This window comes from Leptothoe spongobia TAU-MAC 1115, assembly GCF_018739885.1.
Lineage (GTDB): Bacteria > Cyanobacteriota > Cyanobacteriia > Phormidesmidales > Phormidesmidaceae > Leptothoe > Leptothoe spongobia.
Window position 1 is genome coordinate 1 of sequence record NZ_JADOES010000017.1, and the last position, 14,267, is coordinate 14,267.

At 49.0% G+C, this 14,267-nt stretch carries 12 protein-coding genes; 7 read left to right on the top strand and 5 right to left on the bottom strand.

What is annotated here, in order from left to right; genetic code table 11:
* Positions 1–180 precede the first annotated feature (180 nt).
* A complete protein-coding gene (locus IXB50_RS10390) occupies positions 181–2,640 on the bottom strand; it encodes an endonuclease MutS2 (protein WP_215608959.1) in 2,460 nt (819 codons plus the stop codon).
* A gap of 116 nt (positions 2,641–2,756) precedes the next feature.
* Here IXB50_RS10390 and IXB50_RS10395 point away from each other — a divergent pair, with 116 nt between their 5' ends.
* The 5 genes from IXB50_RS10395 (at position 2,757) to IXB50_RS10415 (ending at position 6,111) form a co-directional block, all read left to right on the top strand.
* Positions 2,757–4,010: a DUF790 family protein gene (locus IXB50_RS10395; RefSeq protein ID WP_215608899.1), complete on the top strand. Its 1,254-nt coding sequence runs from the start codon at positions 2,757–2,759 to the stop codon at positions 4,008–4,010.
* A 219-nt stretch (positions 4,011–4,229) separates the two neighbouring features.
* Positions 4,230–4,598: a response regulator transcription factor gene (locus IXB50_RS10400; RefSeq protein WP_215608900.1), complete on the top strand. Its 369-nt coding sequence runs from the start codon at positions 4,230–4,232 to the stop codon at positions 4,596–4,598.
* A gap of 82 nt (positions 4,599–4,680) precedes the next feature.
* A complete protein-coding gene (gene upp / locus IXB50_RS10405) occupies positions 4,681–5,337 on the top strand; it encodes a uracil phosphoribosyltransferase (RefSeq protein WP_215608901.1) in 657 nt (218 codons plus the stop codon).
* A gap of 48 nt (positions 5,338–5,385) precedes the next feature.
* Positions 5,386–5,706, top strand: a complete 321-nt coding sequence (locus IXB50_RS10410; RefSeq protein ID WP_215608902.1) for a gas vesicle protein — start codon at positions 5,386–5,388, stop codon at positions 5,704–5,706.
* A gap of 108 nt (positions 5,707–5,814) precedes the next feature.
* Complete coding sequence (locus IXB50_RS10415) at positions 5,815–6,111, top strand: YggT family protein (protein ID WP_215608903.1); 297 nt, start codon at positions 5,815–5,817, stop codon at positions 6,109–6,111.
* Positions 6,112–6,193: 82 nt separating this feature from the next.
* On the opposite strand, the gene IXB50_RS10420 is transcribed toward IXB50_RS10415, so the two are convergent.
* From IXB50_RS10420 to IXB50_RS10430, 3 genes are all read right to left on the bottom strand, one after another.
* Entirely contained in the window at positions 6,194–6,628 is a 435-nt protein-coding gene (locus IXB50_RS10420; protein ID WP_215608904.1) for an FxLYD domain-containing protein, read from the bottom strand.
* Positions 6,629–7,167: 539 nt separating this feature from the next.
* Positions 7,168–8,703, bottom strand: coding sequence for an AAA family ATPase (locus IXB50_RS10425; RefSeq protein WP_215608905.1), 1,536 nt, complete (start codon positions 8,701–8,703; stop codon positions 7,168–7,170).
* A gap of 135 nt (positions 8,704–8,838) precedes the next feature.
* The gene (locus tag IXB50_RS10430; protein ID WP_215608906.1) at positions 8,839–9,996 is read right to left on the bottom strand and encodes an AI-2E family transporter; all 1,158 of its coding nucleotides are present in this window, start codon (positions 9,994–9,996) and stop codon (positions 8,839–8,841) included.
* Positions 9,997–10,232: 236 nt separating this feature from the next.
* Between IXB50_RS10430 and recJ the strand changes: the two genes are divergently transcribed.
* A complete protein-coding gene (recJ, locus tag IXB50_RS10435; RefSeq protein WP_215608907.1) occupies positions 10,233–12,638 on the top strand; it encodes a single-stranded-DNA-specific exonuclease RecJ in 2,406 nt (801 codons plus the stop codon).
* Positions 12,639–12,676: 38 nt separating this feature from the next.
* Here recJ and IXB50_RS10440 read toward each other — a convergent pair whose 3' ends face one another.
* A complete protein-coding gene (locus IXB50_RS10440) occupies positions 12,677–13,075 on the bottom strand; it encodes a hypothetical protein (protein ID WP_215608908.1) in 399 nt (132 codons plus the stop codon).
* 200 nt (positions 13,076–13,275) lie between these two features.
* Here IXB50_RS10440 and IXB50_RS10445 point away from each other — a divergent pair, with 200 nt between their 5' ends.
* Positions 13,276–14,265, top strand: coding sequence for a Fic family protein (locus IXB50_RS10445; protein WP_215608909.1), 990 nt, complete (start codon positions 13,276–13,278; stop codon positions 14,263–14,265).
* Positions 14,266–14,267: the final 2 nt, after the last annotated feature.

The following is a 14,267-nucleotide window of genomic DNA, read 5'->3' on the forward strand; positions in this document are numbered from 1 at the left end:
TATTCTGGACCATGCAACAGAAGCTACCTTTGCCTGATACTATTGATGGACTTTTGTCAATGCGTAACTCCTATATCTTTAAATTGGTACCGATACGGCATCATGGCAGAAATGATTGCCGTTGGCCTAACAAGCCTTGTGGTGAAAGAGTTTAACGTTGATTGGCGAGAATAATTCTCTTTAAATCTGGGCTACGGTCACCCCTGTGCCGCCATCTGTTTGTTCGGCATTGTCAAAGCTCAGTATTTGGGGATGGCGTTTGAGAAATTCTCGGACGCCGCGTTTGAGTTTACCGGTGCCGTGGCCGTGGATAATCCAGATGGGGCCAGTGGCATGGGCAATAAAGTTTTCCAGGTCAGCTTCGGCCTCGGCTACCCGCATGCCCCTGAGGTCGATGGTGTTTTTGGAGGTGCGGACGGCGGGAGCGGTGGGTTCTTTTTTGACCACTTTGACGGTGGTGCGGCGTTTTTCGGGGGCTTTTTCAGTCGGTGTTTTGGGGGTGACGGCCTTTTGTCCGGTGAGGGATTCAATATCCTTGAGATCTACGACGGTTTTCATTAGTCCAAAGCGCACCGCCACCTTGCCGTCGGTATCCGGTTCCTCCACAACTTCGGCGGTTTGGCCCCCAAGGCCAATGAGGCGAACTTTTTCCCCCAGTTTAGGTTTGTAATTGGCAATGGCTTTCTTGGCGGGATGGTTACTGGGAGCCTGCTGTTGCTGGACGATAGTTTCCACTAATTCAGTGGCCTTTTGGGCAGCTCGGGCTGTGGGATTACCCTTTTGTAATTGACGAATGACCGTGGCAATTTCGGCCTTGGCTTCGGCTACGGCAGCTTGAATGGCTTTTTCCTGTTCCAGTTTTTGATTGAGTTCCCAGTCTTTGATGGCGGCGGCTTTGCGTTCAATGTCGGACTTGAGTGCTTCTGCCTGGGCGACGATGCCAGCGGCCTGTTCTGCTTGATCTTCCTGGCGTCTGCGCTGGGCTTCTAGACCGGCAATGACCTGGTTAACGTCGTCCTGCTTGCTCACACCCACATAGGTTTGAGCAGTATCGACTACAGCAGCATTTAACCCCAGCCGTCTGGCAATGGAGAGGGCGTTGGAGCGTCCGGGAATCCCCCACAGGAGTCGGTAGGTAGGGGATAAACTAACGTCGTCAAACTCCACCGAGGCATTTTCAAAGCGTTCGTCTTGGTACTTGAGGGCTTTGAGTTCGCCGAAGTGGGTGGTGGCGATGGTGAGGCGGGTGTGGTTGGCCAGGTGCTGGAGCAGTGCGATCGCAAGGGCACTGCCCTCCGTCGGATCGGTGCCTGCCCCCACCTCATCCAAAAGGACCAATGAATTATTTGCTGTAGAGTGGTCACTGCCCACCGATTCATCGTTGAAATTATCCGACGTTTCACTCGCTCCAATCGCATCCAAAATCCGACTTATTCGCCGAATATGACCCGAAAATGTAGATAAACTTTGCTCGATAGATTGTTCGTCACCAATATCAGCCAATACCTGATCAAACCAGGGCAATTCCACTGGTTCACGGGCCGGGACAAACAGACCGACCTTAGCCATTAGCGAGGCCAGACCCAAGGTTTTTAGCGTCACGGTCTTACCGCCCGTATTCGGCCCAGTAATCGCCACCACGCGAATGTCAGGACGCATCGTTACATCAATGGGAACCACCGTCGATCCTTCCTCGTGGCGCTGTTGCCAGACCAGGATGGGATGGCGTAGCTGTCGCAGCACAGTGCGTTCACTGGGGGCGCTAAATCGAGGCGGGTTTGCCTCTAGCCACAGGGAATAGCGAGCACGGGCTGTGGCTAGATCCAGCGTCGTGACAATGGCCATGAGCTGCTCCAGGTCTTCGCTAACGTCGGCAACCTGTGCGCTCAAGCGCTGACGAACGAGTTCTTCCTCGCGGGCTTCCTGGCGTTCTAGCTGGCGTAGCCGGTTACCAAACTCAACCACACTTTGGGGTTCGATATAGAGGGTGGCACCGCTGGTGGAGACATCGTGGACAATGCCGGGGATGGAGTCCTTTTGGGGGGCTTTGACCGGAATGACAAACCGGCCCGCCCGCTGGGTAATTAGGGTTTCTTGCAGGGCTCCGGCACTGCGCTGCATGATGCGCTGCAGCTTAGCATGGAGCGCATCATGGGTGCTTTTTAGGCTTTTGCGAATGCCAGCCAGCTTAGGATTAGCCCGGTCGGTGACCTTACCTCGATCGTCGATGCAGTGGTGGATCTCCTTTTCGAACTCTGGGTAGGTGCGGAGCTGGGCGACTAGGGCCTGGAGGACGGGAAGGTCTTCTTCCTCTTGGGCATCAATGGCCCGCCGTAGCTGGCGAGCACCAGCCAAGGTGGTGGCAATATCTAACAGTTCTTCCCCAGCCAAAATTCCCTGACGTTTGGCCCGTTCTAGGGCATCGCCTATGTCCTGGATGCCACGGAAGTTGAGGGGAGCAATGTCCTCTAGCTGATAGGTTTCGCGGGTCTGGGCCAACAGTCGCTCGCTTTCATGCTGATGCTCTGGAATACGGCCATGGCGAGCGGCAAGGGCACCCAGCTTAGTAGCGGCAAAGGTAGACCACTGCTGACATAGGCGTGGCCATTCTAATAAATCTAGGGTTTCGGACTGGATCAAGATCGGTGGAGAATTGAAAGCTTTGGGTGTAGGAGTTTTGAAACTCAAAATTAAGTTGAGTCTTAACTAACTATATAGCGTCTATCTTGGGAAGATGCTGCCTTCTTGGGAAGAAAATGCTTCCTTCTGATTTATTAATCCATCGGCCTCGGGGTAACTCTATTGATGCGAAACAGCTGCCTTTGGAGGAGCCTTGGGTTGCGATCGCAACCAATCTCATCGCCCTATTCCAATCCACCGTAGGTGATACCCAGGGTAGTCTTAACCAAAAACTTCAACAGCTCGAAGGTGAGGACACCGACTATCGGATTAAACGGGGGTTAGCTCATATTCTGCGTAGCAGTTTCAGTACGTTTGAGATTGTCAGTCCCTTAGAACCTCAGGACTTACGTCAGCGTATTTTTGCCCTAGCAGCGGTGAGGGCACCCTCTCCCGTCGCTGCCAATCAGCACCTAGAAACTCTGGCAAGTCAACTTACTCAAGAACTCGATAAGGATGTTGAGCCGATCCATATCCAGCAGGGGCTATATGCCGATCTCAAAGAAAATCGAATCCTGACCCAATTTGATGCGCCGACACCCGAGGCCTTGATCCATCGTTATAACCTGTCCCAGGTCCAGGGCATCTTTTACCGAGCCAGTCATGTGGTTCTCAACCTGCATCGCAATGATCCTGGTGAGTACAAGCTGATGTTTCGCTATCTGAAACTGTTTAGACTGATGACCTATATCGAGGGAGAAGCCGATCAAGGGTTTACCATCACTATCGATGGCCCGGCCAGTCTGTTTAAAGCGAGTACTCGCTATGGTCTAGACATTGCCAAACTTGTCCCCGCCATTTTGCATGTAACCCGATGGCACCTCAGTGCTACCTTGCAATGGAAAGACAGCTACACCAAAGCCCTGTCTGAAAAGGCCTATATCCTTGACTCAGAGTGTGATTTGGTTAGCCACTACCCACCAGGGAAACCCTATGACAGCATGGTCGAAGCCGCGTTTGCTGAGCGTTGGACTGCCCTAGTAGACAAAGGTAAAACCCAGTGGCAACTAGAGCGGGAGGTGGATCTAATCCCCATACCTGGCAGTGTTATGATTCCTGACTTCCGTCTGGTTCATCCCGATGGTCCAGTGTATTTATTGGAAATAGTTGGATATTGGCGGCCAGACTATCTGCGCAAAAAATTTGCTCAGGTACAGAAGTCAGACTGTCAAAATCTGATTTTGGCTATTTCAGAGCGGCTAAACTTAGCAAAAGCAGGTGTCGATATAAAAAGCGTACCGGCCAAAATTGTGTGGTTTAAGGACAAGCTGCAGCCCAAACCTGTGCTGACCCTTCTAGAGACGCTGGGAGAGAATACTCAACCGACGTAACAGCCGATTCTTATCTTTCTTCGTATACTTAATACGATAGTGATAGAACGCAAGGCCGCATATTGTTTAGGGCTACTACAGCCCTCCTATTTCAACCTAAACGTAGCCAAAATCATTGCTTGAAATCAACCAAATTCGTATTATTAGCTGGTTGCTTTTAATCTAGCCCTGATATCTGGGCTAACTAACACTTGAGGAACCTTACCTATTCCCTGCATTATGACCACGGTTTTGATTGTGGATGACAGTTCTACCCTAAGGGAGATGATCTCTGGTCTCCTGATCAAGGCAGGTATGACTGTTTTAGAAGCTGAAGATGGTGAAAAAGCCAAAAATATGATTACCTCACGGCCACCTGATCTGGTGGTTCTCGATATTGTTATGCCCAATATGAATGGCTATGAACTTTGCCGCTGGGTCAAGAACAATGGCCCCACAAAGGATGTACCCGTTGTAATTTGCTCATCCAAAAATGAAGAGTTTGATCGTTACTGGGGCATGAAACAGGGAGCCGATGCTTACATTGCCAAGCCATTTCGTCCGGCAGAAATGGTAGAAACCGTCAAACATCTGCTACGAGGAAGATAGCCCTACCCTAGACCGCCTAGCTGACAAAGACGTATGATTGTGCAGATTTCTGCCCATCCTACAATTTTTATCAGTTTTTCCCATGGCAATTCAGCTGCGGATCCACGTTCCCCCTCACCCATTAATCAAGCATTGGCTCGGTGTTTTACGGGACGTTAACACCCCCTCTGCTGTATTTCGTAGTGCCATGACTGAAATTGGTCGTTGGTTAACCTACGAAGCAATTCGTAATGACTGGTTACCTACCGTCGATGTCACTGTAGAAACGCCCTTAGCCCCCTGTCCGGCCACATTTATTAATCCTGAAAAGCCGCTGATGGTAATTCCTATCTTGCGTGCAGGGTTGGCTTTGATGGAAGGGGTGCAGGCGGCATTGCCTACAGCTTCGGTTTATCACCTTGGATTTGCTCGCAATGAGGAAACGCTTGAAGCTACCTGCTATTTAAATAAGCTGCCTGAGCAGATTGATCCTGAGACCCGTATATTGATTAGTGAGCCAATGCTGGCAACGGGCGGTACAATGATGGCCACTATGGCAGAATTAGTGAAGCGTGGTGTGGATCCGTCTCTGGTTAGGATTGTCTCAGTGGTCACAGCTCCCCCAGCGTTGCAGAAACTTGCTGAGGCTTACCCGCAGCTCGTGATTTATGCGGGCATCATTGACGAAGGTCTAGATGGAAACGGCTTTATCGTGCCAGGTCTGGGAGATGCTGGGGATCGTACATTCGGTACTAATTAAATTGAGTACTAATAACTAGAGTTATTGATATTAATCACCTCACACACCATGAGTCAGTCAAGCAACTTCTCCAATGGATTTTTTTTAGGAGCCCTGTTGGGCGGTTTAGTTGGCGGTGTAGCAGGCGTATTAGCCGCTAATCGTATTAGTCATACAGATGCCGATGATAATGTAAACCTTAGTCAGCTATCGGAAGACATTAGTCAAAATTTGGCTGATATGAGCAGTGATGAGCGTATGGAAGTTGCTCGTCGGGGGCTTGAGGATAAAATTTCTGAACTCAATGCCGCTATTGAAGAAGTCCGTCTGCAGCTTGGTAGTACCAATGGCCATGTAACAGACTATGAAACGTCAACCATCGATTCATAATCGATTCATAAAAGACTTAGGTGATTTTTTACGGTTAGAAAACCATCAGTTACACTAAAAATATAGATCTTAGCGTTGTAACCTAAACTTTCATACGGTGAAATACCCATGCTTGAATTAGTTCTTCGGTCGTTAGCCACGTTTCTTGGTATTTACGGTGCCTTGTTGATTATACGAGTGCTGCTAACGTGGTTCCCTAGTGTGGACTGGAGTAATCCTGCGTTTTCTACTTTAAGTCAGATTACAGATCCCTATCTAAATCTGTTTCGCTCGGTTATCCCTCCCTTAGGCGGTCTGGATTTTTCGGCGATGCTGGCTATCTTTTTGCTTTTCTTTGTTCAAGATCAGTTGGAGTCGGTCGCTAGAGTACTTGCTACAAGCTATATGTCTGCTTCAGCTTTCTAGAGATAAAGAAAGTCGTTAAATTGATATAAAAACGAGTCGGCAACGTGCATTGCCGACTCGTTTTTGGTTTGGATTGTTAGTCTTACTCTATTCGTCCCTGACGTCGCACTTTGCCGACAAATCCAGAGGCCTTGAAGTTCTTTAACTTTAACGGTGGTGGCTGATTTGCCGCTATCGACACACGAATTTCGAAGTCGCTTTTGCCGGGAGGAACGTAGTCTACTCCCCCTAGCCGCCCTCGGTTTTGCATGACTGGATTGTTGTTCTTGTCATAGATGCGACCAAAGATATCGGCATTGAGGATGGGTTTGCCAGAGTTATTGGTCAGGGTACCGGTGACCAAGTAGCAGGTGGCTTTGCCTAAACTGCCTGCATCAACAATGCCTTCTGCGTATTCTGCAGGGCAGTTGTCATAGGCAAGATTGGATACATCTAATGGTGTCATCGCATGGGCTGGAGCGGCTATTAGCCCGAAACACATAATTAGAAATGCGACGAGGGTTGCACGAAAAGCCATGGGAAGAATCAGGATAGGTTTGCGATCGCATTAGTTTGCAACAGACTGCCCCATGGGCGTGAGTGCAACTAACCTATGGCTATGGTAACGGGTCTATGGTGTCAAAAAAACATGAAAATTAGCGAGGCATGCACCCGATGTATCAGGAAATGTGCGTGCCTCGCTTGAGCATAAGATAATTATGGCAAATGATGAGCTAATGCTGTTAAATGGCCTCTTGCTGACGGTTGGGCAATACCCACACCAGGACGGGGGTGAGCAGAATCATGGCACAAGAGAAGCTGAGGCAGATCCAAAGACCTTCGATTTGAGCGGGAGTCATAACGGTTTCTCCAAAAGAGGTAGCGGGTTAAATTCGCAATAATAAGCACTAAACCTTACAGCGATTTCTCAGAGAATTCCCGGCAAGCGGAAGTATATGTTAGAAACCGTAAAATGTACTTTTTGACTTCAGTATGAAAGCACCAGAAAAATAGGGTTTCAGCCCTTATCTATCTAGTAGTTTGTTAACATGCAGCAACATTAAAGCTAGGTGTAGTTTACTTTGCCCGTACAAACCGATCTGTTGCCATACATCGAAGCCGTTGAATATCTTCTCGTCGAGAAATAGATAACGGTACAGTGGCTTTAATGGCCCGGACCAGTATTGCTGTATCTAGGGAGTGCTGCTCGTGAATAGCTTGATACAGGCTAGAGACAATAATTTGCTGAATCTCTGCTCCGCTAAAGCCTTCTGTCGCTTTGACCAACTCAGTCATATCAAAGTTGGCAGGGTTTTGCTGATGACGCTTGAGGTGAATGGTGAGAATGGTGGTTCGGTCTTGCTCGTCGGGTAGATCGACGAAGAAAATCTCATCAAAGCGTCCTTTCCGCAGGAGTTCTGGAGGAAGCTGAGAAATGTCATTGGCTGTGGCCACCACAAATACTTCCTGGGATTTTTCCTGAAGCCAGGTCAAAAATGAACCAAACAGTCGACGACTAAGCCCACCATCCGTATCTGCACTTTGGGCACCACCCATGGTTTTTTCAATTTCGTCGATCCACAAGACCGCTGGAGCCATTTTTTCTGCGAGGGAAACAGCCTGACGAAAGTTCTTTTCTGAGCCACCAACATACTTGTCATACAGACGTCCGGCATCCAACTTGAGCAGAGGCATCTGCCACTCACGGGCAATGGTTTTCGCCGCCAAGGATTTTCCACAACCTTGAATACCCACGATTAAAATCCCTTTGGGCGGCGTTAGGTTGAGGGCCTGGGCTTGAGGGCTAAATCCCATACGAGCTCTTGCCAACCAATGCTTTAACCTGTCAAATCCTCCCAGTTCAGCCGTGTTTTTCTCAATAGGAATATAATCCAACAGCCCGGTTTCCCGAATGATTTGCATTTTCCGCTCTAGCACGCGGCCAATGTCTTTGGCCGTAAGCTGGCCATCTTCAAGGGCGGCGTAGGCAATTACTTTTTTGGTTTGGTTGAGGGTCATACCCTGAGTCGTATTGACCAGAGTGCGCATTTCCTCAGGGCTGAGTTTGGTCTTGATGCGTCCGCGTAGAGCCTGTACCGCTTCTACAATGGCCTTATGCAGCTCGTCCTGGTCCGGCAGGGGCATGTCAAAAAAAACCGCCTCGTGAGCAATCTCCCGTGATAGGGAGACCTGCTCGCCAGAGATCAAGAGGGTGGACTGATTGTGGGCAAACTGCTGGGCCACTTCACGAAAGAGCCGGGTAACGATGACGTCATCAAAATGGGTGGCAAAGTCCTTGAACCAGTAAACGGCGCGATGGCTGATGGCCTGTACATGGCGCAGTGCATCGATCGGTTCAGCTGTATCGGTATCGACGGCGGCTCTGCTAGCGCCTGGCGGTGCATATTCATTTTTCCAACGGTTATATTGATTTCCCTCCATGCGGACCAACCCTTGGGCAATGCTCCATTCATAGACCGGTAGCTGTAGGTCAAGGGTGGCCTTGTTGATCAGGTTTTGAATGCGTTCTTCCTCAACAGTTTCTACCACGATGATGGGATGAAACGACATGACTAGGGTTTGTAGATGTCGAACGCTGGCAGCAAAGGGCATGGTTGACGATTTGGGAGGATCTTCTGGGTTCAGGATGCCCAGGTAGAGGGGAAAGGGGCGCAGGGGAAGTCGGGGCGGTAGAGTTTGGCTTCGCTCAGTTTAGAGAGAAGAGAGCTGTTGTTTGATGGGAGATTTTTACTCTTTTGTTGGACTGTTGGTTTCATTGGGGCTGGGGGTAATCGTTTGTGATAGTTTAGTTTCTTCGAGGAGAGGATCGGTGTCCTCAGGGATGCCAGCTAGGGCAGGTTTCCATGGGCGAAAATCAGGTATTTCCCAATGGTCGAGGACGTCTTTGACGAGGAGTTCTTGGAGCCAGATTTTGGCAACAACGGCTAGGGGTAGGGCTAGTACCAATCCAAGGAATCCAAAGATAGTGGCAAAACAGATTTGGGCGATCAAGGTAAATGCGGGGGGAAGAGAGATTTGACGAGCCATGACTGTGGGGGTGAGCCAGTAGCTTTCAATCTGTTGAATGATGACGTACCAGATAATCACGGGCACAATTTTCCACGGTTCTGGTGAGATCAGGGCTACGGTTGCTGGAAAGATGACGCTTAGACTCGGTCCAACGTTGGGAATAAAGTTGAGAACTCCTGCAATCAGGGCATGGGCCAATACGAGTTTGATACCCAGCAGTGCTAGTCCAACAAAACTAAGGGAGAAAATGAACACTGAGTTGAGAACAATGCCCCCCATCCAGTTGCATAGAGCAATTTCACAGTCTTGTAAAATGCCATCCGCCCTGCGTCGATAAAACGATGGTATTAGTCGCAATAGGGAGTTGCGGTAGGTGCTGGGATTCCCTAAAAACATTAGGGATAAAATCATCACTAGGAGAACCTGGAGTAATACTCGCAGTGAGGAGTTAAAGAATGAAAAGAAATTATTAAAAACATCTAGTACTGCCGAATCTGGAGAGGTGACCCAGTCTAAAAATTCGTTGAGTTCAGGAAAGCGTAGCTGGTCGGGTAGGTACGTTTCGAGCTGGGCCAGGGTTTCGGGTAATTTGCGACTGGCATCGATAATTAGGTCGATTAATAGACTAAATTGCTCCACAAACGGTGGGACCACCCCGAGAAAAAAGAGGGTGATGAGCAAAAAGGTGATGGAGAGTACGGTGGGGATGGCAAATCGGCGGGGGATACCGCTTTGCTGTAGACGCCGGGCAAGACTGTTGAGTGCGATCGCAAATACCACTGCCATAAACACCAGCAGTAAAATCGCCCGAATACTCCAAAGAATATAGAACGTCGCTAAAATGCTAATTAAGCCAATCCATTCACCAAGTTTCACAAAACACTCCTGACTATAACCACAGTATTGTTAATTAGTTATGCTGCTGAGCTGAACTATGACTTAATCTGTGATGTGCTGACAAGTAGCGACTATGACAGACTGGTCTATGCTCTAAATCAGCAGCGGCAATATTATGTCCAACTAGTTTAATACTGTGTCGAGAACGGCATAGTTGTGACTAGTTTAGAATCCCGCCTATTTTAACCAAACCCAGGGACGATAAAATCGTTATCTTGACTACACCAACCCCCCAGTGGCAGCTACCCAAGGGTGAAACGATTTCCACCGACTGGGTCAACACTGTCCAAACGATTGCCAATTTTCCGAACCCGCCAAAGCGTGCTGCTGAGCTACTTTGGCAGCGGGGTATCCGCACGGCTGAGCAGCTAACGGCATTTATTAACCCCGATGTCTACGAACCCATGCCACCTGCCTCCTTTGGTGGCGAGATGACCCAGGCGGTCGAGCGCATTCTTCAAGCCTTAGAAAATGAGGAAACGGTCACCATTTGGGGGGACTTTGATGCCGATGGCATTACTTCCACGGCAGTATTGTGGGATGGTCTACGCCAGTTTTTTCCAGCTGGGACGCTTAACTACTTTATTCCTAACCGGCTGACCGAATCCCATGGTCTTTCTGTCCATGGTTTGGATGCGATCTCGGCTGATGGGACAACGCTGGTCATTACTTGCGATAACGGTAGTACTAATCTCACAGAAATCGACCATGCTCAAACGTTGGGGATGGATGTGATCATTACCGATCACCATACCCTGCCCGATGAACGGCCAACTGTCGTCGCCATCATCAACCCACGTTACTTTGAGTCCGGGCATCCTCTAGCCCATCTATCTGGTGTTGCCGTTGCTTTTAAGCTAGTCGAAGCCTTGTATGCAAGGCTTACACCCACTCGGCCTCTTTCAGAATTGACTGATTTAGTGGCCATTGGTCTGATTGCCGATCTGGTTCAGCTGAGCGGTGACTGTCGTTATCTGGCCCAAATCGGTATTCGCCAGCTCCAGACCCATCTGAAAACGGACGCTCCCATTCGCCCTGGTGTTGCTGAGCTACTAAAGCTGTGTCGCCGTACAGGGGATCGTCCCACCGATATTTCCTTTGGCATTGGTCCCCGGATTAATGCTGTCAGCCGTATTCATGGAGATGCACAGTTTTGCGTTGACCTACTGACGAGTGAAGATGCGGACCATTGCCATAAGTTGGCTCAGCAAACTGAGTGGGCCAATACTCGTCGTAAGGCATTACAAAAAGACGTCCATACTCAGGTGACTCAGCGACTGACTGAGTTAGATATGGCTACGGTTCAGGTGATTGTACTGGCAGATGCCCAGTGGCCGACGGGGGTATTGGGCATTGTTGCAGGTCAAGTGGCTCAGGAATATGGCAAGCCCACAATTTTGTTGACCATTGATGGTGATGTTGCCCGTGGGTCAGCCCGGTCGGTGAATCGGATAGACCTCTATCAGTTAGTGACCGATCAGTCCCATTTGCTAACTAGTTTTGGGGGACATCCTTTTGCCGCTGGGATGACATTGCCGCTGGAGAATGTCAGCTTATTTGCCGATGCTCTGAATCGGCAGCTGCGGCAGGTGGGGGTAACCTCTGGGCCAACGATTACGATCGATCTAGAGGTGAGTGTTTGTGAACTAGGTAGGAACCTATTTCAGCAACTGAATTTGCTGGAGCCTTATGGTATGGGTAATCCAGTGCCTCGATTGTTAGTTCGTAATGCCTGGTTTGACAATACGTGGCATCAGAAAATTAAAGATCCGGTGTCAAAGCAGAAGCTCAGGTTTATCAAAACCCACTTTTTGCTCAAGGATGATACGGCCATAGCTGGTTTTCCAGGGCTATGGTGGGGCCATTACAAGGACGATCTGCCGATAGGCCGCTGTGATGTGGTATTAGAGTTGGACTTTAATACCTATTCTCGGCAAAAGAAGCCCCAATATGGTGGTTATGAGGTGCGGTTGCTTGATGTGCGATCGGTAGAGTCTGAGGTTGCTGCGACGGTGGCTATGCCAAAACAGCAGGTAATCGACTGTCGGGCCCAGTCTGCTAAGTCAGATTTATTGGATGCGCTGGTGGTTACCCAATGTCCAACGACTTGGCAGGAGTTGCGACCCTGGTTTCATCAGGCAACTCAGCAGCAAACACCGCTGGTATTGGCCTATGAGAATCCTGAACCGATGGCTCCGGTTGAGGTGTGGAAACGATTGGTAGGGATTGCGAAGTATCTGACGCGGACAGAAACGAGTGTGACGATGGTGGAGCTGATGACAAGGCTGGAGTTGGGGGAGGTGTCGTTGCGGGCTGGGTTAGTCGCGTTGGGCAGCTTGGGTTTTCGGGTTAGGGAGAGGGGGCTGGATGAAACTTTAGATATGGAGGGCTCCCCCCTGTCCCTCCCTATTAAGGAGGGCGGCATTAACCGAGGGGATCTGCAGTCACTATTGCCATCTACGACCATCATTTTTCTGTATGACGAGGCTTTTGCTGAGACACCAGAACAACAACAAGCAAGTTTACGTTTACTGCTGGCGAGTCTGCGAGAGGAACAATTTCAACGCAGGTATTTTTCCGATGTACCTGTGAGCGTTGCACAGACAGTGATGGAAGAATAGGTGATTAGAATTTGTGGGCACCCGATGAGGGGATTTTCTTAGGATGGATTTGTTACCAACAACTCTCTTTTGTTGTCTGATACTAAAAACCAGCTGACAGTGTCTTCGGTTTTTTCTCTAGCTATATACAGGTCAAAAGGACCAGATTCTTTCTTTTCTCGGCTGGTTAGTTGGATGATGGCTTGATAGGTACCTTGGACATGGAATAAGTCGTCTTCCTGGTCTTCTCTCAGGGTGACTTCTACCTGGCGCAGCTTCAGGTTTGGTAATTGGGGGACTTTTGGGGCCAGGTGGGTGATCAGAGCTTGCTGGGTTTGGGCCATTTTTACGGCTAAACCCCGCTCTACCACTGCCTGAGGCGGTAAGACACTAAAGGTGCTACAGGCTTGTAAAAGCAAAACTAGGCTCAGCAACCATAACCAACGTAAATGACCCATAACTACCTACCTACAGAGTTCACTATGCGAGATATCCAAATGCCCTGCAAGGGCTTCTGCCGCCTTAAAGACTTTATCTGGTAGGGATACTGCCGTTTGCATAATCAGCTTTTATACAGTATTACCGCCTCTAGTTATACTTTGGTTATACTGCTGCCGCAAGTCAAACCCAGCCTAATCTTTCGCCACTCTACCCATGGATGTCCTATCAGCCGCCCTTTGATATCACTGCAAAAATTATCAACCAGATTAGCGCTATTGCTGAGCAGGTAGGTCGATTAAATAGCCATGGGCTGAGTGCATCACCTCAATTACGTAAGCGAAACCGGATTCGGACTATCCAGGGCACCCTGGCCATCGAAGGCAATACCCTATCTCTAGAACAGGTAACTGCCATTCTAGAAGGTAAGCGCGTATTGGGTCAGCCAAGGGAAATTAGCGAAGTAAAAGGGGCGATTCGAACATACGAAGCATTAGCGGAGTGGAAAACTGCCTCAATAGAGGATTTTTTAACAGCTCACCAATATTTAATGGGTGACATTCTGACAGATGCAGGTAAATTTCGACGAGCGGGTGTCGGCATTCATAAAGAAAGCAAAGTAGTCCATGTAGCTCCACCTGCCAAACGGGTTCCTCTATTAATGTCAGATCTACTCGATTGGCTAGACCAGTCAGAAGACCATGCGTTGATTAAAAGCTGTGTATTTCACTATGAATTAGAGTTTATCCATCCATGTATGGATGGCAATGGCCGTATGGGACGACTGTGGCAGACGCTGATCTTGGGGCAGTGGAATCCGATATTCTTTCTATTGCCCATTGAGAGTGTGATTAAAGATGAACAAGAGCGCTATTACCAAACTCTAGAAAAAGCCGACCAGGCAGCCAATAGCACTGTCTTTATCGAGTTTATGTTGGAGATTATTGGTAATGCTCTAGCCCAGATAAACCAGGGGATTGATCAAGCTACCGACCAAGCTACCGACCAAGCTGCCGACCAAGTTAAGAGATTATTGGCGGTGATGGATGATAGCTATGTCACAACTCAAATACTGATGGAGCGTTTAGGGTTATCTCATCGGCCAACATTTCGAAAGAATTATTTGATTCCAGCATTGGATGCGGGACTATTAGAGATGAAATATCCTGATAAACCGCGTAGTCCGAAGCAGCAATATAGGAAACAATAGAG

What these genes read in the sequence shown, in the direction of transcription:
- IXB50_RS10395 (WP_215608899.1), top strand. Translation starts at nt 2,757, where the DNA reads ATGCTTCCTTCTGATTTATTAATCCATCGGCCTCGGGGTAACTCTATT.
- IXB50_RS10400 (WP_215608900.1), top strand. Translation starts at nt 4,230, where the DNA reads ATGACCACGGTTTTGATTGTGGATGACAGTTCTACCCTAAGGGAGATG.
- upp (WP_215608901.1), top strand. Translation starts at nt 4,681, where the DNA reads ATGGCAATTCAGCTGCGGATCCACGTTCCCCCTCACCCATTAATCAAG.
- IXB50_RS10410 (WP_215608902.1), top strand. Translation starts at nt 5,386, where the DNA reads ATGAGTCAGTCAAGCAACTTCTCCAATGGATTTTTTTTAGGAGCCCTG.
- IXB50_RS10415 (WP_215608903.1), top strand. Translation starts at nt 5,815, where the DNA reads ATGCTTGAATTAGTTCTTCGGTCGTTAGCCACGTTTCTTGGTATTTAC.
- IXB50_RS10420 (WP_215608904.1), bottom strand. Translation starts at nt 6,628, where the DNA reads ATGGCTTTTCGTGCAACCCTCGTCGCATTTCTAATTATGTGTTTCGGG.
- IXB50_RS10425 (WP_215608905.1), bottom strand. Translation starts at nt 8,703, where the DNA reads ATGCCCTTTGCTGCCAGCGTTCGACATCTACAAACCCTAGTCATGTCG.
- IXB50_RS10440 (WP_215608908.1), bottom strand. Translation starts at nt 13,075, where the DNA reads ATGGGTCATTTACGTTGGTTATGGTTGCTGAGCCTAGTTTTGCTTTTA.
- IXB50_RS10445 (WP_215608909.1), top strand. Translation starts at nt 13,276, where the DNA reads ATGTCCTATCAGCCGCCCTTTGATATCACTGCAAAAATTATCAACCAG.